Source organism: Nocardia sp. NPDC051030, from assembly GCF_040683015.1.
GTDB lineage: Bacteria > Actinomycetota > Actinomycetes > Mycobacteriales > Mycobacteriaceae > Nocardia.
In genome coordinates, this window is sequence record NZ_JBFBCD010000012.1 from 245,739 (window position 1) to 271,089 (window position 25,351).

At 62.5% G+C, this 25,351-nt stretch carries 26 protein-coding genes and 1 tRNA gene; 4 read left to right on the plus strand and 23 right to left on the minus strand.

The window, feature by feature from the left end:
- The first annotated feature begins 46 nt into the window (after positions 1–46).
- The 4 genes from AB0N05_RS35175 to AB0N05_RS35190 all read left to right on the plus strand — a co-directional run bounded on the left by AB0N05_RS35175 (position 47) and on the right by AB0N05_RS35190 (position 3,833).
- On the plus strand, positions 47–940 hold the full coding sequence (locus AB0N05_RS35175) for a DUF4437 domain-containing protein (RefSeq protein ID WP_364702311.1): 894 nt from the start codon (positions 47–49) through the stop codon (positions 938–940).
- Positions 941–1,099: 159 nt separating this feature from the next.
- On the plus strand, positions 1,100–2,059 hold the full coding sequence (locus tag AB0N05_RS35180; RefSeq protein WP_364702313.1) for a hypothetical protein: 960 nt from the start codon (positions 1,100–1,102) through the stop codon (positions 2,057–2,059).
- A gap of 1,274 nt (positions 2,060–3,333) precedes the next feature.
- The gene (locus tag AB0N05_RS35185; RefSeq protein WP_364702316.1) at positions 3,334–3,645 is read left to right on the plus strand and encodes a hypothetical protein; all 312 of its coding nucleotides are present in this window, start codon (positions 3,334–3,336) and stop codon (positions 3,643–3,645) included.
- A gap of 115 nt (positions 3,646–3,760) precedes the next feature.
- Positions 3,761–3,833, plus strand: a tRNA-OTHER gene (locus AB0N05_RS35190).
- 307 nt (positions 3,834–4,140) lie between these two features.
- On the opposite strand, the gene AB0N05_RS35195 is transcribed toward AB0N05_RS35190, so the two are convergent.
- From AB0N05_RS35195 to AB0N05_RS35305, 23 genes are all read right to left on the minus strand, one after another.
- Positions 4,141–5,616, minus strand: coding sequence for a hypothetical protein (locus tag AB0N05_RS35195; RefSeq protein WP_364702319.1), 1,476 nt, complete (start codon positions 5,614–5,616; stop codon positions 4,141–4,143).
- Positions 5,617–5,658: 42 nt separating this feature from the next.
- Positions 5,659–6,012 carry a hypothetical protein gene (locus tag AB0N05_RS35200; protein WP_364702321.1) on the minus strand — a complete coding sequence of 118 codons (354 nt, stop codon included), beginning with the start codon at positions 6,010–6,012 and terminating at the stop codon, positions 5,659–5,661.
- A gap of 88 nt (positions 6,013–6,100) precedes the next feature.
- Positions 6,101–6,436 carry a hypothetical protein gene (locus AB0N05_RS35205; RefSeq protein WP_364702324.1) on the minus strand — a complete coding sequence of 112 codons (336 nt, stop codon included), beginning with the start codon at positions 6,434–6,436 and terminating at the stop codon, positions 6,101–6,103.
- Positions 6,433–6,825, minus strand: a complete 393-nt coding sequence (locus AB0N05_RS35210; RefSeq protein ID WP_364702327.1) for a hypothetical protein — start codon at positions 6,823–6,825, stop codon at positions 6,433–6,435. Before AB0N05_RS35210 ends, AB0N05_RS35205 begins: the two co-directional genes overlap by 4 nt.
- The gene (locus AB0N05_RS35215; RefSeq protein WP_364702329.1) at positions 6,825–7,121 is read right to left on the minus strand and encodes a hypothetical protein; all 297 of its coding nucleotides are present in this window, start codon (positions 7,119–7,121) and stop codon (positions 6,825–6,827) included. Before AB0N05_RS35215 ends, AB0N05_RS35210 begins: the two co-directional genes overlap by 1 nt.
- Positions 7,118–7,831, minus strand: coding sequence for a glycoside hydrolase family 25 protein (locus AB0N05_RS35220; protein ID WP_364702332.1), 714 nt, complete (start codon positions 7,829–7,831; stop codon positions 7,118–7,120). Before AB0N05_RS35220 ends, AB0N05_RS35215 begins: the two co-directional genes overlap by 4 nt.
- 81 nt (positions 7,832–7,912) lie before the next feature.
- A complete protein-coding gene (locus AB0N05_RS35225; RefSeq protein WP_364702334.1) occupies positions 7,913–8,179 on the minus strand; it encodes a hypothetical protein in 267 nt (88 codons plus the stop codon).
- Between the two features lie 15 nt (positions 8,180–8,194).
- Entirely contained in the window at positions 8,195–8,794 is a 600-nt protein-coding gene (locus AB0N05_RS35230; protein WP_364702336.1) for a hypothetical protein, read from the minus strand.
- On the minus strand, positions 8,794–10,053 hold the full coding sequence (locus AB0N05_RS35235; protein WP_364702339.1) for a glycine-rich domain-containing protein: 1,260 nt from the start codon (positions 10,051–10,053) through the stop codon (positions 8,794–8,796). The genes AB0N05_RS35230 and AB0N05_RS35235 overlap by 1 nt, the downstream gene beginning before the upstream one ends.
- Complete coding sequence (locus AB0N05_RS35240) at positions 10,050–10,463, minus strand: DUF2744 domain-containing protein (RefSeq protein ID WP_364702341.1); 414 nt, start codon at positions 10,461–10,463, stop codon at positions 10,050–10,052. The genes AB0N05_RS35235 and AB0N05_RS35240 overlap by 4 nt, the downstream gene beginning before the upstream one ends.
- 13 nt (positions 10,464–10,476) lie before the next feature.
- Positions 10,477–12,153 (minus strand): phage tail protein, encoded by a 1,677-nt coding sequence (locus AB0N05_RS35245; RefSeq protein WP_364702344.1) that lies wholly within the window; start codon positions 12,151–12,153, stop codon positions 10,477–10,479.
- Positions 12,150–13,046, minus strand: a complete 897-nt coding sequence (locus tag AB0N05_RS35250) for a phage tail protein (protein WP_364702346.1) — start codon at positions 13,044–13,046, stop codon at positions 12,150–12,152. The genes AB0N05_RS35245 and AB0N05_RS35250 overlap by 4 nt, the downstream gene beginning before the upstream one ends.
- 78 nt (positions 13,047–13,124) lie before the next feature.
- Positions 13,125–13,514: a hypothetical protein gene (locus tag AB0N05_RS35255; RefSeq protein ID WP_364702349.1), complete on the minus strand. Its 390-nt coding sequence runs from the start codon at positions 13,512–13,514 to the stop codon at positions 13,125–13,127.
- A gap of 67 nt (positions 13,515–13,581) precedes the next feature.
- The gene (locus tag AB0N05_RS35260) at positions 13,582–15,117 is read right to left on the minus strand and encodes a hypothetical protein (protein WP_364702351.1); all 1,536 of its coding nucleotides are present in this window, start codon (positions 15,115–15,117) and stop codon (positions 13,582–13,584) included.
- Between the two features lie 178 nt (positions 15,118–15,295).
- On the minus strand, positions 15,296–15,601 hold the full coding sequence (locus AB0N05_RS35265) for a hypothetical protein (RefSeq protein WP_364702354.1): 306 nt from the start codon (positions 15,599–15,601) through the stop codon (positions 15,296–15,298).
- A 76-nt stretch (positions 15,602–15,677) separates the two neighbouring features.
- A complete protein-coding gene (locus AB0N05_RS35270; protein ID WP_364702357.1) occupies positions 15,678–17,117 on the minus strand; it encodes a hypothetical protein in 1,440 nt (479 codons plus the stop codon).
- 30 nt (positions 17,118–17,147) lie between these two features.
- Positions 17,148–18,788, minus strand: a complete 1,641-nt coding sequence (locus AB0N05_RS35275) for a hypothetical protein (RefSeq protein WP_364702359.1) — start codon at positions 18,786–18,788, stop codon at positions 17,148–17,150.
- Between the two features lie 36 nt (positions 18,789–18,824).
- Positions 18,825–20,348: a hypothetical protein gene (locus AB0N05_RS35280; RefSeq protein ID WP_364702362.1), complete on the minus strand. Its 1,524-nt coding sequence runs from the start codon at positions 20,346–20,348 to the stop codon at positions 18,825–18,827.
- 68 nt (positions 20,349–20,416) lie between these two features.
- Positions 20,417–22,330 carry a hypothetical protein gene (locus AB0N05_RS35285; protein ID WP_364702365.1) on the minus strand — a complete coding sequence of 638 codons (1,914 nt, stop codon included), beginning with the start codon at positions 22,328–22,330 and terminating at the stop codon, positions 20,417–20,419.
- Positions 22,331–22,783: 453 nt separating this feature from the next.
- On the minus strand, positions 22,784–23,305 hold the full coding sequence (locus tag AB0N05_RS35290; RefSeq protein WP_364702368.1) for a DUF6301 family protein: 522 nt from the start codon (positions 23,303–23,305) through the stop codon (positions 22,784–22,786).
- A gap of 258 nt (positions 23,306–23,563) precedes the next feature.
- Positions 23,564–24,493: a DUF6301 family protein gene (locus tag AB0N05_RS35295; RefSeq protein WP_364702371.1), complete on the minus strand. Its 930-nt coding sequence runs from the start codon at positions 24,491–24,493 to the stop codon at positions 23,564–23,566.
- 34 nt (positions 24,494–24,527) lie between these two features.
- Positions 24,528–24,854: a hypothetical protein gene (locus AB0N05_RS35300; protein ID WP_364702373.1), complete on the minus strand. Its 327-nt coding sequence runs from the start codon at positions 24,852–24,854 to the stop codon at positions 24,528–24,530.
- A gap of 131 nt (positions 24,855–24,985) precedes the next feature.
- A complete protein-coding gene (locus tag AB0N05_RS35305; protein WP_364702376.1) occupies positions 24,986–25,330 on the minus strand; it encodes a hypothetical protein in 345 nt (114 codons plus the stop codon).
- Positions 25,331–25,351: the final 21 nt, after the last annotated feature.

The window sequence follows — 25,351 nt, forward strand, 5'->3', positions numbered from 1 at the left end:
GGTACATTCTGCATCGGAAATACTTGCTCCGCTCAGGGAGAATCCCATGCGTCCACACGTAGAACTCATTGACGAAACCGACCTGATCTGGCACCTCGCCGAGTTCCAGAACGCCACCGGCACAGCCGAACAGCGCAATCTCAGCTACGACGAAGAGGACGGCTCGGCCTCGCTCAAGGTGCGGTTCACCAGCGACTGGTCACGGCCCGCCGGAGTGCATCACGCCGAGACGGAATGGTTCGTGCTCCGCGGCCGGGTCACCATCGGCGATACCGAACTCGGACCCGAAGGCTTCTGGATGGCACCCATCGGCGTCCGGACACCGGCGATCACCGTCACGGCGGGCACCGAGATCCTGCTGTTCCGCGAACGCGGCGACTGGGGTTTCGACCTGGCCGACGCCGATCGCGAATTCGTCCGCCCGGACCAGAAACTCGTGATCATGGACTCGGCCGCGATGCCCTGGATCGATGTCAAGGACGGCAGCCCCATGCGCTTCGACCTGGGCGGCACGCCCGTGCCGGGGCTGTACATCAAAATGCTGCACCGCGACGAGAAGACCGGCTTCTACACCCGCCTGATCAAGGCCAAGCCCGGATGGCGGGAGGAGCCCCTCGCCCATCACCCCTGTAGCGAAGAGGCGTACTGCCTGGACGGCGGATTCGACTACAACTACGGAAAGATGTGGCCCGGAACGTATTTCTGGCGACCGAAGGGCATCCGCCACGGCGACTTCACCGCCGACGCCGAACGCGGCTGCAGCTGGATCGTCCGCTCCGACGCCGACCTCGTCGACTGGTACACCGACAATGCCAAGATCGTCATGACAGGCGACGCCACCAACTGGGGTCCGGACTTCCCGCACAGCATGTCCCCGCGGTTCATCGAACCGGTCCGCTCGCGTTCGATCGGCGCTTGGCCCGATCCCACCTACCAGTAACGCCGATCATGCGTCGGTGCCGAAGTTCTCGGCACCGACGCACTCGACCTCGGCGTTCCGCTTGACAGGCAGCCGCCCATACCTCCTAATAATCTCCCAACAAAGGAAACGTCGTTCCATCAAGGGAAACGAGCGTATTCACAGCGCGGGAGTCCCCCCATGATCCACCGAACCCCGGCCCTCACCATCGCGGCAGCCCTACTCACCGCCGTCCTCTGCACCGCCTCCACAGCATCAGCCGCCACCGAACTCACCGGCACGGTCACCCTCCCCTGCGCCGCGACCACCCTCGAACAAGACGCCAATTGGTATGTGCCGGAAGGTGATCCCATCGCACTGGTGTGGATTCAGCACGGATTCGCCCGCAACAACACCCACGTAGCAGCCCTAGCCACCGCCTTCGCCGAAGCCGGATATCTCGTATTCACCCCAAGCCTGCCGTTCCTGAACCTCTCCGGCTGCACACTCCAAAACCTCGGCGACAACACCGCATTCCTGCGCGGCGTGGCCGCCATGTTCAGCACGGCCTCCGACACCACCGGACCACTCGCAACCAGCCTCGCCAACGCGGCACGTCTGGCGCACAAGCCAATTCCCCGAATCCCCCACGACCAGGTCTTCATCGGCCACTCCGCCGGCGCGGAAGCCGCCCTATACGTCGCCGAGCAAATCCGAACCCTCCACCCCGACGCCTGGCCCACCCTCGACGGCGTAATCCTCCTGGACCCGGTCCGTTCCTTCCTCGGCGACAACATGGATCGCGCCCTATCAGGCCTGGGCCCCACCCCCCTCCCAGTGCTGACCGTGTCATCCCCCGCATCAATGTGCAACAGCTTCGGCCTAGGCACCCTCACCGTCCGCACCCGACTACATCGCACCTTCGTCGGCGTCGAACTCCCCTCAGGCGCCCACACCGACGCCGAGGGCGCAAGCTCCGACACCTTGGGAGAACTCCTGTGCGGCGTTCCCACACAACCGAATTCGACCACCCTGACCACACTCGCCCTCGCATGGACGCACGATTTCACCACAAACGCGATAACCCCCGACGACTACCCCAACGCATCAAACGGCACCCTCGCCGCCGCCCCAGCCGCCCGCGTCCTAACCGGCTCCTGAACTCCGCCAGGCCAGAGGCAGTTCACTCAGGCACTACGCGGGGCGAGTAGAGGTCCCGGAAGGGTTCGCGCACCATGGCGGCGTCCGGTGCACCCTGGTCCTCGATCCCCGCAACCACTTCGGCCACGCGCCGGTAGACGCCCCGAGCTCACCGCGAGCAGGGCCACATCCGCAGCCTCATCGGGTTTGTCGGCGGCGACGAGCGCCAGACCCAGATCCAGATTTGCCGACGCGATCCGGCGGTGTCGGACGGACGCGGCGCCCGCGAGGTCGGCCAGGACGTGGCGGGCGTATCCCAAGTGCCGCCGGATACGAACCAGCAACTCACCCCAGAGGGCGCGCGGCCTGGACCACCAAGTTCCGCAGGTACGCGCGATGACTCCCCGAAGGCCGCACCCAGCAAGGCAACCCGGGCACCGCCGGAAGGCCGCTACCCTTCAGCACGAGGACGGCTCCTGATCGATGGTTGGCGCGGACGCCTGGCCAATGCCCCTGGACGAACACCAACCCCACCTCACGGAACTACCCGCCGACATGTCCACACCCCAACCCCTTGAGCTGATCGTGATCGACGTGGAGCCGACCAGCGTGCGAGACCTGAACCCCCAGAGAGACTGATCAAGCAAGGGGCGGCCCAGGTGTAACACGTTCAGGGGGACATGAGGCTGGTGTAACCGGACAAATCCCCGGCTCATGTCCCCCTCAACGAAAAGAGCTGCCGGGTGTTGGTCGCAGTTGTGTGCGGTTGCTGGAAGTGATGGCGCGATGACAGTTATTGCGGTGCTGCCAGTTTGGGGATTCAGGGCAGGTGGGGCCGTGTCCGACGAGTAGGCGGTGTCGGCGCGTTTGAGCCATTCCGCAGACGCGATTCGGCGATCCCCAGATTCTGGGCGACTGACCGATGGAATGGGCTCCAGCCCGGGCCAATTCGATGTCTCGCTGCCGTAATTCGGGTGAATGTGCTGGAGGCATGCGGCCTCCTTGTGGGGGCGAGTGTCCCGCCTCACGATCAGTTCTAGTAGATGCCAGGAGCCTCAGTCGCAACGGATTCCGACTATCGAACGGGATTGCGTATTTGCAATTCTTGGTGGCCGGGCATTAGATTCCCGGGGCCGGGGGGAGGGCTACTCTCCCTGGGTTTATGTGGATGGGGATCGATGAATATCACCAAGTTCGCGGCGACAGCCATGCTGTCGATTGCCGCGACGACGCTTGTTGCCGGCACTGCTAACGCGGCGCCGAGTCAAAACCAGCTGGGCGCGCAAAGTGTCGCTATGCCCGTTGCACATTCCCAAGCGACCGGACCCAGCGTGGCCGTCCCGATCGCACTCACTCCGGAGCAGGCGCAGTTCTGCAAGACGGCGGTCATCGCCGGAGCAGTAGGGAGTTTGGCCGGGATGGCGATCGGTCTCGTCGCCGGTTCCGGTGTTGGAGCGCTCCCGGGAATGCTGATCGGCAGCCTGCTCGGTGCCGCGGCCCCCGGGCCGATGCCGGGACCGGACACAGGCAGCGCCCTCGCGCCCGAAGCTCCCCTGGGCACTCCCACGCTCTATCGGTGTGGCGGAATCTTCGCATTCACCCAGTAGCTATTCCAATCGCAACAGATCTCGAGCCCGGCGACCGATCTCGAAAGCTATCAACGTAGGAACCGGGAAATTCAATAGCCACAAGAATTCCCGGCCCTTACGTTGACCCAGCGGCCGCGAAGTAGCTCAGGCGGTAGAGCACCTTTCGCAGAGACGGGGAGGCGCGGGTTCAATTTCCGTCTTCGCGAGCCGCTCTGGTCAACGGTATCCAAGCCACGCCGACGACGATTCACCGATGATGCGCTGCAGTCGGATACCTCGAAAGCAATTGCGCAGGACGTAAATTGGTTCGAATGGTGGACCTACGTTGTGTTCACTGCCTGGCTGCTTTCGACTGAGGCTCGATGGCCGTAGCCACGACCGGTCAGCCTCCGGCCACGTGGTGCGCCTCACTCGCTGCGGTGTCGTGGTACTTCTCAGCGATCGAGACACTGCCCAGAAACACGAAATGTCCCTGTCTCGCCAGGCGAGACAGGGACATTTTCGGGCAATACGTCAGGTGATACGGACGTACGTAGTACTGCCTGCGGTGATGGTCGCCGGGTAGTTGGCGTAGCTCCCGGTGTCGCAGACCTCCACCGTGATCTGCTCACCGTTGGCTACCGCGAGCGTTGCACTGACCGTAGCTGGGCTGGTGCTCGCGGCCGTGCTGGTGGCTATGACAGTGCCGTTCTTCTTGATGCACACCTGAATGACGTTGCCGAACATGCTTGCCGTCCAGGCGACACCGGCCGCGACCGTGACCGACGCTTTGTCACCTTGGGAAACAAGGGCATTCGACGCGACAACCGACCCCGGATAGGTCGCGGTGTTGGCCGTCCATCCAAGAATCGGAGCCCAAGCGTTCTGCGTAGATGGCGTCTGCTGGGTGCCGTTCTTCGTCATACCCGAAGGCTTGAACCCTTGCTGCGAAGTCGCGGACAGGGTTCCAGCCCCGGTAAATGGACCGGGACCGCCGGTCGTCGCGGCCGCCGAACCGGCAGCCCCGAGTCGAGCGGCACCTCCGGTCCTCATCGACAGCGTTCCGGCACCCGCCCAGGCACTGGCGGCCTGCATTCCGACCAGGCCGCCACTTCCACCGAACCTCGCGGCTACGGTGGATACGACCGGCATAGTCAGTGTGCCGAGTCCGCCACCTGCCGCAGGGAAAGACGCCTCGGCGGAGTCTGTTCCGGCCCCGCCGAAGGCGGCGGGAACCCCGAGCGATGCGGACAGGGTTCCGGTGCCTACGGCGGGGGTGCACACGCCGGTCACCGCGGTGAGCACACCGACTCCGGTCGCCGCGGCCGGTGCCGAAACCGCAGGCACCACGACGGAGGACGTCATGCCGGCACCGCCGAACCCTGCCGATAGCACGGCCTTGCCGTTGACCACGACGGTAGCGGTAGCCGAACCCGATCCGGTCACGGCTTCGGGCACAGGTGCGATCGGCTTGGATTCCACAGTGGCCGAACCGATCCCATTGAACGAGGCGACGTAGCTGATCGTGCCCGTCGCAGTGCCTGTTCCGTAGAACGACGGCCACACAACGGACTTCGGCGTCAACGACACCGACAACTGGCCAGTGCCTCCGAATGCCGCGTTGCTCACCGACGCCCCGCCGGTCGCACCGAACCGCGCGGCGACCACGACCACTCCACCCTGGCCGACGGCGATCGGCATCGCCACCGACCCGATCCCGGCGAAGCCCGGCAAACTCGGCTGCGCCGAGGTCATCGCCAGTGTCAGGAACCCCGGTCCGCCGCTCGCACCGACGGTTCTTGCCGTCGGCACGAACGGCGCTGCCGGCATTCCGTTCGCACCGAAGTTGGCTGACACGAACGCCGGGATGACCGGGACCGGGGTGCCGTCGATGATGATCAGCGGGGGTGCCGGCGCCACCACCACGTTGGTCGGTGGCGCCGGGACCGCGGTTGCCGCGGTCGGCGGCGCCGGCGGCGTCGCCGCGATCACCTGTGCTGTTGCTGTCACAGCGCCTCCGAATTCGGTTGTGGTTCAGTAATGTTCGTCGGCTTAGGTCATGGTGAAGGTGGGGGTCACCAGCAGGGTGCCCTGGGAACCCAGGGTGGTGCTGGCGATGGCGACCTTGTCGATGAAGGTGCCGCCGGTCGCTGCGGTCCACAGGCCTGCGTAGGTGTAGGTGCCGGCGGGCAGGTTGATGGTCACCTGACTGCCGGTGACCGCACCGTTGGCCGCAGCGCCCCACGTGGTGGCGACGCGGGCGTAGGCCGGCGAGCCGCCCGAGGCCTCATTGGCGCCGGTGGTGCTCGGGTCATTGGTGTGGATCGACACGTAGGTGTTCGCACCGCCGACGGCGGCGTAGGCGTTGCACAGCGCGTTCTTGGTGGTGGTGACGGCGATAGTCATGATTGCGTCTCATTTCTTTGTGGGTTGGGTGTTGCACGATTGGGTCCTAGGACCCAACTCGTCTGGGGGAAGGAAGGATTGGGCGAACCTAGGTCCGGATCACGGTGCCCTCGTACCAGGCGTAGCTGGTGGCGGGCACGGTGGGATAGGTGACCAGCATCGTGTAGCGGGAACCTGCCGGGATCGGGTCGCAGGTCGCGTTGGGCACAACCCAGGTTGCCGCGGTCGGGGTGACAGTGGCCGCCCACGAATCCAGCGGGGCTCCGCTGGGCGCGGTCAACACGATGGTTACCGCTGTGCCCGTGGGGAATACGGCGCCGCCCGACGGCTGAATCTTCTGCACGAAACTGGCACCGCCGGTAAGGATGAGGGGTTCGACGGTGGGCTGATACCCGAGATAGCCGGGGTCGACCGGTGATGTCATGGAATTCCTCTGATCTGCGCTACTTCGTCCATGAGTTCGCGGGACATGTGTAGCTCTGGGATTCGGCCGTGCTGTGCGGCCTCGATCACGCCACGCAGGACGGCGAGGGCCTCGCGAAAAAGCCCTGTGACTCGGTTCAATTCACGGATCGAGGCCTCCTGCGCGGCTTCGACGGCGTCGAGCCTGCCGGTGACCTCATGGAGCTCGTCCGACACCTTCCCAAGGGTGGCGATGGCCATGTCGTTGACGTCCTTCGCGGCCGATACCTCATGGCGGAGGTTCTCGGCGCCCTGGCGCTTACGCGCCCGCAGCCAGTTGAAGAATCCAGTGGTACCGGAACCGCCCAGGAAGGTGGCCGCGCCCAGCACCGCTGTCTCGGCGAGGACCATCAGGCGCCTCCATGCAGAGTCGGCGACGCTCCAGTCGAATCAGCGGCGCTCTGTACCGAGTTCACGAGCTCGGTGCCGATTTCGGCTGCCGTTTCGAGCAGTGGCTCGTTCCGGACGATCCAGACGTTGATACTCCGCAGCACTTCCGCCGCAGTCGCCAATGCGGTGCCCACGCCGGCCACCTCGGGCGGCGCGTACTGCACGAGCAGGGTCGCGACGGCGATGACGTTGATCAGACCGCCGATCAACGACACCACTGTCTTGGCGTTTCGGGCGACGAATGCTCCCGCGTTCATGGCGCCGCCGCCGAAATTTCGCAAACCTTCTGATAATGGTCTTCCGACTGCGGGTCTGGCAGTGGCATAAAAACTCCTGATGGTGAAATGGGCCGGGGATTTCCGAACAACTCTTCGAGCTGTTGCACGGTCCCGGCGAAGGCGTCGGCGTCGACCCGGTGCCCCGCGACCTCCGCTGAGTCGGTGAACTGGAGCAGATCCACTGCGCGCCCGCCGAATCCGATCCAGAATGGCGAGTCGTCACCGGGGTACAGCTCCGAGGCCGGACCGGTACCGTCGACATAGCTGGACTGGATCAGCCCGGGTACCTGCGACAGGTCGGGAGAGCCGATTTCCTGCCAGTACCAGCGCGGTATATAGGACAGGTCGATCTCGCGGCCGCGGGCGTTCACGGCGTTGACAAAAGACCAAAAGATATCGATGCCACCGGAATTCGCTTCGAAGTCGACCATTGCCGCAGCTTCGCCCAGACGGCCGACGAACAGGTCCGCTTGGGCATCGATATCACAGTCTGCCCGTAGATAGTGATAGCCCGCGACCAGCAGGCCGTTGACTTGCGCGGTGTCTCGATAATCCGGCCAGGTCGTGTCGACGAAATAGTCGCCCTCACTGACCTTGGCGAAAATGAACGAGAAACCTTCCCGCGCAACCTCAGCCAGATCGATATCCGGCCCGTTGTTGTTGGAGATGTCGATTCCAAAAATCGTCATCGGCGACTCCTTGATTCGATTGTGAGCGCAGTAGCCCGTCGCCCGAGTGGTCCTCGGGTAGCAGGCCATTCGTACGATTCGCTACGCCAGCACGTAGCCGGCCAGCTTCAGCGCTTCTTCGTGACTTGCGTCGGGATGGACATACGAGCCGGGCAATCTGGTCATCGTGACCGCCGAACCGTCGGGGCGCGCCGGTACGACGACCGCCTCCGCGGTCTGCATACCGAACGCATCCTGCGTCCACACGATCACGTGATGATTCCCGAAGAGCGGCTCCGAGAGTTCGTAATGCCGAGCCGGACCGGCGAAACCGTTGATCTCGATGGAAGTTTGTGTTGCCGTGTTCATTTCGCGTGATTCCGTTCAGTAAGTGAAGAGATATTCGATGACGGTGACGAGGCCTGCCGCACCCGCCGCACCGGCACCACCGCCACCTGCCGGGAACCCGCCGCCGCTGCCAGAGTTGCCACCGCCACCGGACTGGGTTACCTGCCAGAGCGATGGATTGCTCGTGCCGGCGGGGACCAGTCCGGATCCGCCACCGGTGGACCCAGCGCCGGCGCCACCGCCACCACCGGCCAGCAGAGTGATGACTCCACCGGAAACCGATTCGCCGCGTTGACCGTTGGCACCGCCATTGCCACCTCGCTGGAAACCGAATCCACCCCCGGTCCCATTGCTGTTTCCACCGCTTCCACCGGCTGCTGCCAGCCAGGTGCCGAAGCTGGATGATCCCCCGTCACCGCCGCCGCTGCCTGCCATGCCGACGACGACGGGTACCGGTTGAGCCAGCAGCGCGGCCGGGATCCTTCGGGAATTTCGAATCGCCTGTCCCCCACCGCCACCCGTGGACGCGTTCCCGGCGCCTCCGCCGCCGCGCAGGATCACGTCGACGGCGAAAAGGTTCGCAGGCGGGTTCCAGGTGTCCGATGCGGTGAACACACGCAGGTTGGCAACGAACATCAACTGGTCCGTTCGATCAGGAACACGATCCCGGCGGCTCCGTTTCCGCCATTGGCAGCACCAGTGGCATTGCCGCCACCACCGCCACCACCGCCTGCGGGAAATGCGCCCGGACCACCGGCGTCATAGCCGGTGAACCCGCCACCGCCGCCACCACCGCCGGTCGCGACGATCGCAGACGGAGAGGTACCAGGCGCTCCCGGAGCACCCGGCGGACCACCCGACGAGATCCCGCCCTGCCCACCGGCTTGGCCGTATCCGCCGGTGAAGCCGGCACCACCGCCACCACCGCCACCACCGCCGTAGAGCGCGTAGCCCGAAATGGAATCGCCGCCACGACCGGGAGCGGGGTTGGGATCGTCCGCGCCGTTGGCTCCGCATTTGCCCCCGGTTCCACCGGGGATCATGCCGTAACCGCCGAGGCCACCCGATCCCGTGCTGGCTCCGTTCTTGCACAGTCCGCCGAGACCGCCGCCTGCTGCCAGCCATCGCCCCAAGGCAGTGTCGGTGCCGTTTGTTCCGTTCCAACCGCCGGGCGGACCACCTGTCCCGCCGACACCCACCGTGATGGGGATCGGCAGGAAGTTGCCGTTGCTGTCGACCGGAAGCAGCGACGCGGGGATGCTGGTGTGCACCTCCCCGCCGCCACCACCACCGCCACCGGCCGCTCGGTTGCCCGCCAGCAGATCCCACCGTCCGCCACCGCCACCGCCGCCACCGCCGATCAGGATGACGTCCAGGGACAGGATTCCCTTTGTGGGCGTGTAGTTCTGCGAGGAGGTGATGACAGTGGCGTTGCCCTGCAACAGGATTTGCTGAAATCGTGTCTGCAATGTAGTCATCGCAGGCAAGACGTCGGAAGGCTTTCCCGAGGCCGTGCCGGTGATCGGGCCCGTGATGCCCTTGGAAATCGTGGCCATACCCGACAGCGCTTCCTTGGCCTGCGCATCGAGGTTGTTTGCCCAGTCGTTGAGAAAGCCCAATGGATGCAAGCCCAGCACCTCGACGCCCGCCAGCGCACGACACAGCCCGGCCAGCATCTCGTCGATGGCCGCAGTGACGTAGTTCCCCATCTGGAAATTGGCCTTCTGCACCACGTTCGACATCGCGCTGGTGGTCATCACCCGGAATGTCTGCTGGCTGTAGTTGCCGATCTGGCCATCGTTGCCGCTGAATGCCACATCTCGGCCGTCACGCAGACCACCGAAATCGCCCGACACCTGCGCGCCGTCGGGGATCTTCCGATCGGGAGTGGTCATTGGGACTCCGCTTCGCCGACCGGCTCGGCCTGCGCGCCCTGGTTGTTCACCAGATGGCCGAGGTCACCATGATGATGCAGCTGCTCCACGAGATCGGCGCGTTCCTGCGGCGTCAATGCCGTGACATCGGGTGCGGTGATGCGCGCTGGGCGTGGGGTGCCCTTTTCCACCCAGCTTCCCGAACCGTTGAGCCAATGGTGATGGCCCCGAACAGGCGGATGATATTCCTTCGTCTGTTCTTCGGAACAGTGCCTGAATCCCAAGTCCCACAGGTGTTTCGACCACTGCCGTAGCACCATGGGGTGAACGATCATCGGCGCATTCTTGGGGCCGGGCAAACCCACGAGCGCCCAGGTGAACGCTTCCTCCGGATTATTCGGATCACATTCGTGCTGCTGAGGGATTGACATGCGATTCCGTCTCTTAGTTGTAGGTGATTTTCACGCCCAGGTCGTGGAGCGTCGACTTCATCTCGTCGATCTTCCGCAGGGACTTGACCAGCGGCTCTTCCACTTCCTGATTCGTGCCGATGGTGATCTGCCAGGCGGGCGTCTGATCACGCGCCCAGGCCAGTTCCAGCTGTGTCACCTGGTCGACGAAGATCTCCCCCGGCGGCATGCCGTGCACGGTGCTGCCCACCCGGTCACCCAGGAAGAAGTGCCCCTCGCCCTGGTCGCCGATGAAGTACGGCTGACCATCGGCCACCGTCAACTCATGTGAGTAGAACGACCTGGTGGCCCACAATGCGGCGCTCAAAGCGATCAACGAGTTCAGGCTGTAGGCGTCATCGGCACCATCGTGGAAATGTTCGTAATAGTGCGACCAGCCGGCCTTCGACGCTCGTATCGGGTCTTTATAGGACACCCATGCGAGCAGTGTGTCGATGAACCCCGGATACACGAGGTCCTGGGCGAGCTGGCCGCCGACCGAGACCGCGTCACCCAGTCCGGCCATAGCCATTTGGACCAACGCACCCGCCAGCTGTCCGGCCGCGGTGATGGCCTCCTTGACCCCCTGGTTGACCAGCGCGGGCGAGTGTCCGCCCGTCAGGATCTGCACATCGGTGAACGGGGTCATGGTGAACGAGGACGTTTGCACACCGGTATTGCGTTCCGGCCGGAATATCACCCACGGCGCTTGGGGAAGCGTGCCCAACCATCCCGGATTCTGGTATTCGGCCGGATTGTTGGGATCCGGCAACACATTCGGCGTCTGTTCGAGGAAGTCGTTGGCGTAGATCTGCGCGGTGTAGACCAGACCGTCGAGGACGCTGCCGCCCTCGCTGGTGCCGGTGGTGAATCCGCTCTTGTCGACGATGTCGACCACGAGCGCGCCATTGCGCAGATTCGCGCCCGGCCACGGGGGCGGATCGCCGACCAGCCAACGGCGGGTGGTGATCATCAACTGCGCGGTGGAGAGGGTGTCCTTCGCCAGGTCATGGAACATCTTGAACCGCGAGTCCAGCAGCGTCCACACCGACGAATCCGACAGCAGGTCATGCGGTTTCACCACGATGGACCAGTTCGACATATCGAGGTTGAACCACTCGTTGATATCGAGAGGATTGTCCGGCAGCGCCCACAGGGAGGTTTCCAACCGCAGCACGTTCAGGAACAAGGCCAGCTTCAGCGTCGACGCCGAGGGTCCGACCAGGATGAAGTGCTGCGGAATCTGCAGTGCCGCCGGCAGTAGCGGATTCGACCAGACGCAGATGTGCTTCAACTCCTCGTAGGAGTGAAGGAATGTCATCTCGACCGTGGTGACACCGTGCTCATCCTGCTGAACAACGGACTTCGACAGTCGCCCGTCCCACCGCGCGCCATCCTTGTCCACCGTGATGTGGATGTTCTGGGTGGTGCGCGTCCGCGAAATCGCCCACTGCGCAAGGTGATGCTCGTATGGCAGTGTCAGAACGCCGGTGCCGGATTCATTCAGCAGCCACGTGAAGTGGCCGGTGATCTCACCGTTGCAGACACCGCGAAGCTGCCAGTCGCCGTCCCACAACCGGATGAACGGCGCCTTGACGCGGCGAGCCTGCCGCTCCGCCTTGACATCTCGAGCCTTCGCGTAGATGACGGGTAGATCGTTCACCGTGGTCACTGCAGCCCCCACGGCCGAGACCAGTTGCGGGGCTGCACCGCCATCACCGACGCACCCTTGGGAGCGCCGGTCACTTTCACCGGCAGGACCGTCGCCGGGGTGTAGGCCGGAACCATGTACTCGAAGCCGACACCACCCATCAGCGCCCACATCTGAGACCTGTCCGCGGCGACGATCGTCTCCTGCGCCGGATCGGTATCGACCACCAGATCCTGGCCCGCCGACGCCTTCGGCAATTGGACCATTCGATGGGCGTCCGCGACGGCGCGGTTGTGATAGTTGTTGCCGAACGAGAAGTCTGGCAGGGTCCATCGTCCCGGCGCCGAACACACCCACTGCAGGTACATCGGCTGGTCAGTCGGATTCGACACGGTCACGTTTCCGGACTGAATGGTTCCACCGGTGGTGTCGGTGGACGAGATCCATGTACTCGTCGCCGGGTCCTCGACCCACCACGGCATACCCGCGGTGCACGTCATGGTGACCTGGCCCCACATATTGAGGTGCGGATCCTTGTTCGGCTTGAAGTCCGGCTGCTGCGACATACGCAGCAATAGCGAACGCGAGCCGTAGTCCGTCGTGATCGTAATGATCGAGTCTGCGTCGTAAGCCCACGCCTTACGCCACGCACTGTCCACCGATTCCCAAGACCGGCCGGGCATTTCGAAGATGTTGACCCCGAAGACCACTTCGCGCCGATTGGTGCTGTAGCCGCCGTAGGTCGAACCGTTCTGGAACGCGGTCGCATTCCAAATGGTCGTGACCGGCGCGTCGTACAGTCCGCTCGGCGACGTCCCGAGATCGACGCCTTCGCGGCCCCGGCCCTTTCCACTGATCGTCCATGTCGAACCGTCGACCCCGGTGATCGTTACCAATGCTGGATTCGATCCCACCGTCTCACCTCAATTTCTTGTTGTGCTGCAATGAATTACGCGTCTACCGCAGTTACGATGTGCTCGGCCCCGGCAGCATCAGCTGACGTACACCGAGACGAGGAGGCCCGCGCCGATTGCCACACCCGAGCCGTTCTGATGCATCTGTACGTCGATCACGTCATCGGCGGTCAGCAGCGGCTGGGCCGAAATCGGGATGTTCAGCGGGATTTTGGCGGCGAAGTTCGTTCCAGCGGACAGGGTCAGGGCCGCGAAGGTCTGTTGCACCACGCCACCGCGCAGTCGCCGGACCGACAGCGTGACATTGTTGGTGGCCGCACCGGTGACGGTCGAAAAGCCGTCCGGCGCAACGACGGTCACATCGGTAACGGTGTCACCGCTGTAAAACGCGGGCTTGTATACGCCGGCCACAGCCACCACGTCGGTGCCGCCCGCGCCCTGCGCGGGCAGCGTTGCCGAATAGATCATGGGGTGCTCACTGTTCTCGTGTTGATGAACGGACCGCCTGCGATCCGTTGGACTGATCGCCCCCGGCTCACTGCCAGGAGGCTGCGACTTCGCGCTGCGCGGCAAGCGTTTTCGCCCGCGCGTGGGCACCGTCGACATGGTGGGTGACGAGGTTGATCGTGGTCGAGTGATCGAAGTGATGGGCATTGGCGACATCGGGCATGCCTCGCGCGGGCACCACGAAGGAACCACTGCGCACCGCCATTACCTGCGCGTCCCGGCCGCTGATCCCGAGCGTGTCGTTATTGATGGCCTCCAGCAGCCCCGCATGACGCGCGGTCGAGGCCGCGTTCACCACGAACTCGCCGTCGGAGGCCGCGATCGGCACCAGGTCGTCGCGTGGCCCACCCGGCCCGCGCACCAGACCACCGTTGGCCATGTGGGCCTTCGCCCACGTGACCATGAGGTCCCCGATGCCGCCGAAGCCGATGCTGCCGCCACCGAGCCAGGACGGAACATCGACATTGAGGTTCTGCAGCACTCCGCCGATCGCCATCACGATCACCGCGACATGCCGCACGGCGGTCTGGAAGACATCCTCGATCTTCGAACCCAGCGAACTGAACGAATTCGAGATGCCTTCGGTCACCGATTTGAACCCCGCCGTCGCCGCAGCGATCGTCGTCTTGAAGAAGTCACCCACCGGATCCAGCACGGTCTTCTTGACAGTCTCGAACACCTTCTTGATCGTGTCCCAGTGTGTGATGATCAGCGTGATCACGCCGATCGCCTCCGTAATCCCCGAAACCATCAATCCCAAGGGCGACTTCAACATCGACGCGTTCAACTTGCCATGCGTCCCGATCCATGACTTGGTTGCACCCTGCACACTCTTCTGCGCACTCGACGAATCCTTGATCGCCTTTGACAGATCGGTGAAACTCTTCGGAGACTTCCCCATATTCGAGGTCGTCTTCTTCTTGGTGCCCTCATGGGCCTGCATGGCCTTGAGGTCGTCCTTCAGCGCGTTGGTCTTACCCTTCAGCGCCTTGGTCTCATCCTTGACAGCCTTGACCTGAGCGGTATCCGCTGCATTGGGCTTGCCCTGGGCACCCGATTTGGCATCGTTGTTCTTTGATGCAGTGGCGGGTGGCTTCGGCTGCTCGGGCGGCATTCCGGCACCGGTCTTCGCGCCCTTCTCATCCGCACCCGTCGGCGCGGCATTGTCATAACGACGATTGACCCGCTCATTGGTCCGGTTGGAACTGTCGATGATCCCGCGATGGATCTTGTCATCCGTCAAGCCCTTATTGCGACCCTTGGCCACCAGGCCTTCGAATGTCGGCCCGTCCTTGTTCTTGTATTTCCACCGGTCCCGGACCTGTAGCAACTTGACGCCGAGCCGATTGCTCATCATGTCGCGTGAGGCGACGCGAGCGCCGTGGCGAATACCGTGGGCGCGCTTGGCACGCTCCTCCAAACTCACACCGGAGGCTTCCCAGGCTTTGTCGAGATGCGGGATCTTCTCAACCTGACCGTTGTACCAGTGTCGAGCCTGCGGACCGTCCAAGGATCTGTTCGGTGGGCGGTCCGAATCGTCGTCGACCGAATCTGGCGTTACCACAGTAACTCTCCCTATGAAGATTTATTGACCGAGCTCCTGGTTCTCTGCTCAGCGGAAGGTCATAGCGGATATGACAAAGTGACCGAAAGCGATTGAAAGTCAATCGCCGTCGGCCACCAAGGGCAAAGAATATTTATCGGGTATGAACCCTCAATTGTGCGCCACCGAGCGGGTCGGGCTACCCGCGATGCTCGCAAACGTATCGGGAAATCTCCGCGATATCGGCACGCGATCCGGCCACACTGCCCTCGTCCACATTGCTCCAGAGAAAGCGTAGGACGCGCTTACCGTTGCGCACATGGACCCGGCCGTAATCTATCCAGGCATCAGGGGCGGCGTATTCGTAGATGCGCGTCCAACCGCTGTCGAGATAATGCTCGAGAAGGTCATTGAAAATATCGGTAGGTATGTCCTTTTCCATGGACATACCGAGGGCGCTCTCCTTGATACCGGAAAGGTGAGCGTAGATAATATTGCCAATCATTGTCTCTACTCCACTCTTTCGGTCGAACGCGTCAGGGGCGTTATCGATCGGTCGGCGCGACCGGCGGTCGCGCGATTCATCGCATCCCGGCAGCGTAGGTCATGGATCTGCGCGCGATGACCGCGGCGTCCTGGGCGTGTGCGTGATTGCTCCCCGGTGCGCTGATATTGACCTTCAGGGAACGGTCGAGACGGTCACCGGCCGGGCCGATCGGCTTGACGATCACCAGTTGGGGACGATCGGATCGGCTCAGGGCTTGCATACCCCGGGTGGTGGGCAGGGATTTCGCGGCGGCACCGTAGCCGGAGGAACGGGTTCCCTCGTTGTTGATCGCCTGCAACAGTGTCAGGTTCTTGGCGGTCGAGGCCGCGTTGACCACGAACTCACCATTGGACATGAGCACCGGAACCTGGTCCTCGCGCGGGCCGCCGGGACCGTGGACCAGGCCGCCGTCACGCATTTTCGCCGCCCATTCGACGAGGGTGTCACCGATCTTGGACAGGCCCAGGCTCTGGCCGCCGAATTCGGGAACCCAACTGGGGATGGTGAAGTCCAGCTTCTGCAATACCTGCCCCACGGCCTTCACGACCACGGCGCACGCCTTCTTCAGGGCGGTGAACACCTTGCCCAGAATGTCGCCGACCTTGTTGAAAGCGCCCGACACCGCCTGCACGGTCTTCTGGAACGCAGGGACCACGACTTTGGACCACACCCGCTCGAAGAAGTCCGCGACCGGCCGCAACGCCTTCTCGAATGCTTTGACCAGCGCGTCTTTCAGCTTGCCGAGAATGGCCATGATCTTGTCGATCCACGGCTTGAGCAGGTCGACGCCCTTCATGATCAAGCCCAGACCGTCGCCGGTCAGCGCCTGATCGAGCTCGCCCAGCTGCTTTTCGTGCTCGTCGTGATCCTTCTTGGCGGTCTTGTGATCGTCGGTCGATTTCTTCACCGCATCGGTGAAGGGCTTCATGCCCGTCGCGGAGACCTTCGCCGAATCGACCAGCTTCTTGGTCGCCGCCGAATGCGGCTTCTCCAGCGCATCGTGCGCCTTCTGCGCGGTTTCGAGGGCTTTGGAACCGTTGCCGCCCTGGCCTTTTCCGCTCGACTTACCCTTGCCGACGGGTGTCTTGGGAGCGTTCGTGCTACGCGCCGGACGATTCGCGGCGGGTTGTTTGGCCATGGACGGCTTCCCGCCCGGAGCACGCCCGGGGAGCTGGCCCGCCTGCGGCTTTCCGCCGGAAGCTGATCGACCGGGTGCCGCCTGGGGCACGCCGGCGGCGGTTTGCGGCTTCACTCCCTGTGCGTTCGGCTGGCGGCCGCGCATACCCATCGGCATCGTGGCCGCCAGCATGGCCATGTCCGAAAGTGACTCGTCACCTTCGTCGTCGGACTCTTCCTCCTCCGGCTCGCCTTCGGCGCCGGGCTCGCCATCGGCGTCTTCATCCTCGAGTTCCGAATCTTCCAACTCGGTGTCATCGATGTCGTCGAGTTCGTCGTTGTCCAGGGATTCCGCCATCGCCCATTCCTTACTCGTGCGTTGCTGCGATTACCGCCGACCGGCCGCGTATGTGACTTCTCGTTGCGCGGCAACCGTTTTGGCGCGGGCATAGGTGCTGTCGTGTTGGGTTGTAGTGAGGTTGATCGTGGTCGACCGGTCAACGCGGTGCACGGGGATCAGCCCCGGCAGCGCTTGCGCGGGCTTCACACGGGAAAGACCGAGCGAGGCAACAACTTGCGCGTCCCGACCGCTCACATTGAGGGTGTCCTTGTTGATCGACTCCAACAGCGAGCCGTAGCGCGTCGTCGCCGCGGCGTTGACCACGAACTCACCGTTGGACGCCATGATCGGTACCAGGTCGTCGCGCGGACCACCTGGACCGCGCACCATACCGCCATCGGCCATATGCCCTACGGCCCAACCGGTCATCGCCGCACCGATACCGCCGAGACCGAAACTCGCACCACCGAGCCAGCCTGCCAGCTCGATCTTGATATGACCGATCACCGTGCCGATCGCGTGAACGATCACCGCTACCTGGCGCACGACGCCCGAGAAGATACCGCCGAGACTGGAACCCAGACCAGAGAAGACTCCCTTGACCTCATCGATGATGGAGGTGAACGGTGACAGACAAGCGGAGAACACGCTCTTGAAGAAGTCGCCGACCGGTTCGAGCACGGTCTTCTTCACCGTGTCGAAGGCCGTTTTCACCGTGTCCCAGTTGGCGATCAACAGGGTGACCACACCGATGGAGGTCTGAATCGCCTCGGTGATCTTCCCGAGAGTCGATCGCCCCATGGCGCCGTTGAGCTTGTCCTGCGAGTTGCCCCACTTCTTGGTCGCGCCTTCGACGTTCTTCTGCGCGCCGGCGGAGTCCTTGTGCGCCTTGGCGAGATCGTTGAACCCCTTCGAAGACTTCCCGACGTTCTCGGTCATCTTCTGATGGGTCTTGTCGTACTCGCCCAGATTCTCGGTATTGCTCTTGAGCGCGGAAGTCTTTTCCTTCAGCGCCTTTTCGTCCTTGGTCAGGGCGCCGGCCTTGCCGCCACCCTTACCGTCCGGCTTACCTTTGTTCCTGGCCTGCGCGGCACGGTCTTTCGCGCTCGCGGCGGTGTCCTTAACCTGCGAGAAGGTATCGGCCAAATTCGCGGGATCCAGCATCCCCGCGATCTTGTCCTTACCCGCCTGTACCGCAGCGCCTTTCAGACCATTGATCGCGCCCTTGGGATCCTGGGCGATCTGCTTCCAGTCCATCCCGGAGGTCAGAGCGCCCATTGCCAAGCCGCCAGCCAGCCCGGCGCCACCCTTCAACTTCGACGGAATCCCGCGCTTGGTCTTGGGTTTACCCTGCGGCTTCGGCTTGGTCCGAACCTTCGCCTTGATCGGCCGTTTCGGGGGCTGAACCGTCGGGCGCATACCGTTCGGATGATCGACAGACGCTGGACGAGGCGGCTTTTCAGTTCGAAGGGGTGCCGCCGGCTCATGCCGCGTCCGTGACCCCCGCGGTTCCTCCGACCCGGATTCCCCCGCATGCTCGGGCTTGGACGACTGTTTCCCGCCGGGCTTCTGGTGCCCGCCTTCGTCTTTGCCGGCCGCGTCGTCCTTGCCGACTTTGTCCAGCGGGTCACTGGCGGCGAGGGCCGCGCGTAAAGCGGATTCGAACTGCGCGTCCCCTTGACTGCTCATCGTCCAACAACTCCCGAGTTCTGTGAATGCGTGGGCCTACCGCAGGCCACCGGCGTAGGTGAGCGCGCGTTGCGCGTGCAGTGATCTGGTGCGCGCGAACGCACCATCGGTGCGCCGGTCGAGCGCGATCGTGGTCGACCGGTCGATGACGCGGGCACCCGTGGCCGTCCGACGCACACCGCGGGTGGGTGCGATATGCGGGCTGCGGTTCAGCGCGGCCATTCCGGTATCTCGACCGCCCGCTCGCAGATGGTCGCTGGTCATTGCCGACCGTGCCGCCTGCTCGGAAGCGGTCGGCCCGGTGACGAGGTACGCGCTGTCGGAGGCGTGTGTACTGTACTGACCACCAACCACACCACCGTCGGCCATATGCGCCGAGGCCCAGCCGGACAGCATCGAGACGATGGTGTCGACTCCGGGGAACCACGAGAAGTGGTCTAAGGCGTCCGCGATCCCTTGGATCACGACCGCAACCTGGTGCTCCGCCTTCTTGAACACTCCCTGAATCGTGCGGCAGAGCGCGCGGAACGCGCCCGAAACACCATCACTGATGCTCGTGAACGGCCGCAGCACTTCGGCGAACACCTTCTCGAAAAACTCACCAACGGGTTCCAGCACGTTCTTCTTGACGACGCTGAACGCGGATTTGACCTCGTCCCAATGCGTCACGATCAACGTGATCGCGATGATCGCCGCCCCGATCGCGAGGGTGACCCACCCAACTGGCGACGCGTTCCACACCCCGTTGAGCACCTGCTGAATCACCGACCACGCCTTCGACAGCCCGCCGATCACCTTCTGCGCGATCGACCCGGTGCGAATGGCTTTGGTCAGCTTCTTGATGTTCTTGGCGACGCCCCCGACCTTGCCGGACGCCTTCTTGCCCGCGCCCTCATGGTCTTTGACGGCCTTGAGATTGTCTTTGAGCCCGGCACCGTTGTCCTTCAGCGCCTTGGCTTCATCCTTGAGCCCCTTGGTGTCGACCTTCCCACCCTTGAGCTTGTCCTTCGCCTTGGCCGCGAAGTCCTTGGTCCGCGCCCCCGCGTCCTTGACCTGAGACATGGTGTCCGACAGATTCGCCGGATCCATCATCCCCGCGATCTTGTCCTTACCGGCCTGTACCGCAGCACCTTTCAGCCCGTTCAACGCGGCCTTCGGATCCGCGGCAGCCTGCCGCCAGTCCATCCCCGAGGCCATCGCCCCCATAGCCAAGCCGCCGGCTGCACCGGCGCCCGCCTTGAATCTGGGGCTCAGACCCCGCTTGGGCTTACCAGCCGACTTCGGCTTGATCGCCTTCGTGGGTGGCCGTGTTGTGGGACGCGTCCCCGTGGGCTGACGATCAGGCTTCGGTGCCCGAGCCGGCTTCTCCTGCTCGAGCTTCGGCTCTGCCTTCGACCCGCGGGGCTTGCGCCGGGACGACTTCTCGTCATTCCGCCGCCCCGGCTTCGGCTTACCACGACCCGTATCCTCCTGGGAACCAGGATCTTTCGACTGCTTGCCCTTGGAGTCGTTCAGCCCGTCCAGGGAGACCGGATGGATCTCGATATCGAACCCGGCCAACGCATCTTCGCCACCGTGCGGCTTCTGGGAACTCATCGTTTCCAATCCTTCCGATCTCTGAAAACCGGCTACACACCAACGGATTCGAACCGCATGTCATGCCGCGCCTGCAATGTCTTGATCTCCGCGAACGCCGCTTCGACATCCGGCACCCGCACCTCAACCGTCCGCGCCCCCAGGCCACCGTCCCGCCGCGCCAACGCCCCGTCATGCAACAAAGGCGGCCGATACGCATACCCGATCTTGCGTTCCTCAGCCTGAGCCGCCCGCAACACCGACTGATCGATCACCGCCATCACATGAATCCCAGAAGACCGCCGCATCCTTGCATCCCCCGGAACCCGCGCCGCCCCCGGAGCCTGAACCAAACCACCATCGGCCATCCGTCCCGCAGCCCAGGACACCATCGCGTCACCAATACTCTTCAACCCAAAGTGCTTGCCGGCCACACTGAAATCGATCTTCTGCAAGAACTCACCGATAGTCCGCACAATCCCCGCAACAACCGAACCCACCGTGCTGACAACACCCCCCACAACGCCGCTCATCCCATTGAACCCAGCCATAACCAGATCAAAAACAGCCTTGTAAGGCGTGATATAAACCTTGAACGCAGCCTTGAAAAACTCAGCAACCGGCTCCAAAACATTCTTCAAGGCCCAATCAAACCCAGCCCGAATCTCATCCCAATGAGCCACCAACTGCTGAATGATCGCAATAGCAGCAGAAATAGCCGCCGTAACAGTCCCCACCGGCGACAACAACATCGCAATATTGATGAGCTCTTGGCCCTCGGCCCAGATCCTCGACGCTTCCTCGATTAGCGCCTGCGACCCAGTCGAATCCAAAATATCGGTAACAAACGCAGATACTTTAGCCGCTGCATTCCCCACCATCGTCGCCAACGAATTCAGACCATTCTGAACATGATCCTTGAACGACGACAACATCCGCCCGAACGCAGCAGCCTTCTCCTTCAATGAGGACAAAACGCCACCATCAGGAGTAGACCGATTCTCGGGCGAGGTACTCGCAGACGGACTTTCTGTTCCCGAGGGCGTGTCAGGAGTTTGAGCACCTGCCCGAGGGGCACCCAGAGTGCTCTGTATTATTGCCAGACCTGCCGTTATCCCACCTGCCGTAGCAACCCAGGAGACCGGAATTCTCCTGACCCTCTTACGTTCTTTGTCTGTATCGACTTTCGACGGGCGCGGTTTATGAGGTGGATCAATGGTATTGACATTACCACCCGTAACATTGAAGGTCCGCATTTCAACATACTGAATTGAGTCCGGCTGCCGCCGACGAGGACTACTACCGGGAACGACAGCCCCGTGTCTGATCCTCGCGTGAACCAAGTAGTAGTCGACCGGAATGTTTCCGGTATCTTGCTCGAACTCGTCGAGTATATGCTTATAACCCTTGGCTATTAATCTCCTGCGCAAGCCCTTGTCTTTGGAAATCAGGGTGCGAAGATATATCCGCGAACCCTGCCTCACAACATGCCAGTCTCCTGAATCATCTTGGACTAATCTTGTACCGAGCGTCGGATGCTTTGACAAACCACCCTTGGCTTCCACGACTACTAGTCGGCCCTTAATCACCGCAACTATGTCCAACGTGTCGTTCCCACGTCGGCCATCTACGAGGATTACGCCGTCTCCGCCAGCATCCGCAATCATTCGCTGGATCTCGTAGCGCGCCGCAGCCAGCCCAACCTCTTCGCTAAGATTATTCGGCGCTTGGCGCGCATCCCGCGTTTTTCGGACAACCGTGGAAAAATGATCTACTAGCTCAAGCTTCGCGGGATCGTTTCGGTGCAGTACCCGAAGCCGTTTGAGCTCAGATTCGTAGTTGTCTTTGAGCTTCTTCGGGTCTAGTCCAATTAGTCGCGTGGCGAGTTTTATTTCCTTTGTGGAGCGCCGGTTAAGCAGTACCTTGAGGTACATAGAAGACGCGCGCTTCCGCAACAGCCCATCCATACGATCCTGGAGGTTACTGTCATCCAAGAGCAAGGACCGTGGTTGCACCGGTGAAACATCATCTTCGCTTACGGGAGGCCGACCGATATCTATCCCCGATACGGGTGCGTATCCTCGCACAGAAAATGTCATATTGCACCACCTATTAAATTGTCTAGACGATATCTCAGGCGACAAGTATGGCCGCGTCGGAATTGCGATCAGGAGCGCCCGAAGTCCCATTTCCAAATACGGAGGGAATGAGTAATTGAGGGCCCCAAGCTTGACCAACTGATTGATACAAGCCGACGACCGGGAAATAGCGCGCTTTCAGCCTAACTAGACTGCTAGCCCTTCAGATTCAGCAAAGTAGTCACGGTATAATTCCTGACAGGGGGATCCCAAATAGAACGAGCCACCACGTCCACTCTTGACTGGGCGAAATATTCACACCCCCATGGCGGCAGATTCTACTTACTCCCCGTCGTCGAACTCATCGTCGCCGTAGTCAGCGAAGGAGGAATCCGACTCTTCCCGCCATTTTTGATAACGAGGATTGATAAATTCGATTTGAAGCCACTCGTCCCCAGGCTCAGTACGCACTACCAAGCGGCGGAGATACCACGCTGCCCGGCCGTCTTCGTCCGACCAGGTCGGAGCACCGATTGCCGCCGTCAATTGCTCATTTACTTGCCCGAGCAACTCACGCGGCAATCCAATGCGGAAAGGACCGACATCTGTGAACATAAGCTGAATGCTTAACACGGACTCTTTCGATCCGCCGTGCTGTTGAAGAAAGCTCCGGTCCGCCTCCACAAACGCGATCGGCTCAGCCAACCGGAGGTCTGTCACGAGTGTTGCACCGTGAGTCCGCTGTTCCCGCACATGCCATCCCGCTGCATCACAAAACCGAGCGACGTCCTCGTCTTTCCAGGTCCAGTGGAAGGCCTTGGCGACTTCGACTGCGCGAACGGCACCTGCGATATCGGCTTGCATGCTTGGATCCTACTTCCTTCGAACTGCTAATCGTCTATCTGGCAGCGGGTTGGTCCGTGTCCTCGACCCACCCTTGCTCGACGAGGCGGCACTCGGCCGCGACGGCGCAAACCCGCGAAATTCCGCGTGGCCAAGGCCTCGCACTGGTCGCCGCGGGCACCTGCTACAACAAGCTGGCGAAAGCGAGATCATCGACGTTAGACAATACGTGAGCCGCACCGGCCGCACCCTCAGCCTTGCACCGCCACCGCACAGTTTTCACCTGTCGACCTGTTCGGTCTCACCGATTGTAGAGATGTCTGGGATGCATCGATACGAATCGACCCAAGCCTCGGCAAGAATTTCTGAAGGCGTCACGACTTGGTACGCCTCACGGAGCTCTGCTGTGAGATTCTCAGCCATTTCGAGAAATACCTCGTTTGCGGCAGGCCATTCAATTCCCTTGCGGGAACCCGTGCTCGCGTTTGGGAATCCGATAATCCAGCCACGCCGAGCCGATCCGCATCTGAGGCCCTCGATATGCCGCATGGTAAATTGTGCGCCGATCGTATCGCCCATGCTTAGCTGAAGATCTCCGCCCTCGGGCAGACGAGACAAAGCCAAAGCCAGCGAGGCCGCAAACTCGGGCCAATCCGAACCGGAGGGGCGGGCAATGACAGTCGGAGAAACCTCCTCGCGATCCTCATCATCCTCATATATCAGATTATCGTGATGTTGATAGATGGAGTTAGCGATCCTAAATGAAACTTCCAACCGGTCGAAGTCCGCTGTGAGCACAAGCGAAACCTTGGGAAGATCCCAATAGACCCGGGGATGTCTGCCGAGCAGGCGCGCAGGCTTCCCTAATTCTGAGCTGATTCGGCGGTATATTTCCGCAAACCTATCTACGAGGGCTTGCTGAACCTCCAGGGAATCTTCACTCGGATCATCAGTAAGGCAGACCGTGACATATACCACCTGACTCCCTGGTAGCCAGATACGGCAGAATTTGGGATCGTACACTGCCAATGCGACAGGCCAAGAGATATTCAAGTCAGTCTGGATTTCCGCGCCGACTATTTCGTCCGGGACAGGTCGCTGCCAACCGACGAGACCACAGAACTGCTCAAGGTTGTCAATGGTCCAGGCCCAGTCGAAGTCCGCCGCTTGACGGGCGATTCGTACTGCGGCTTCGATGTCGGCACGCACGAGTGGATCCTACTTCCTGGGCCGCGCCAACCGCCTAGCCGACTGCCGGTTTGAAGATGTCGACGATGCTGTTCATGACTGCGAGTCGGCGTTCCTCGCGGATGATGTCCATGGCCGTTTGGGGGCGGGGCATCGGTTTGACTGCGGGTGGGTCTGCGCCGGCTGCCGCGATGACTGCGGCTTGGACGCCTTGTAACCCGTCGATGATCGACAACAACAGGTAGGTGTCGAGGGTGTAGCCCTCGGGGGTGGGGGGATCTTCGGTTTCCGGCTCTTCCTCGGATTCCTCCAGATCGAGCCAGTGTTCGGCAAGCTCGCGGTCGAGCGCCAGCGCCGTCTTGTAGTGCGACCCGCGTGGCAACCGGTCTTTGAAGCGCCAGATGGTGCGCCAGTCGCGGGTTCGGAACTCTATGGGCCCGAAGCAGTCTCGGACGTCGATGCCGCGCTCGAGTAGGTCGTATTCGAGCGCGGCACCGAACTTGTCCCAGAACTCTACGAGCCCTCGGATCCCCCCGGCAGCTCCATGGCGCCCTCGCCGTAGAAGTGGGCGTACAGATCGTTCTGGAAGGCCACCCATTCGTCGATGGGGCGGTCGGCGAACAGCTCGTCGACCGCGTCGTAGGCGCCGCCCAGCAGGATCCGCAGCTGGTCTTCTTCGTCGTCGGTCTCGGCCAGCAGACGCGCCTGGCGGCGAGTCAGGGGCTGGATCGCGATATCGGCGGTCAGGTGGTAGGGGCCGCGTCGCTTGGCTGCCAGCTCGCGCTGGATTTCGTAAAAGCGGCCTTCGTCACCGCCGGCCACCTTCGCGGCCGAGGACGATTTGCGTGGTGCTGCCATTGGGATTCTCCGGTTTCGTAG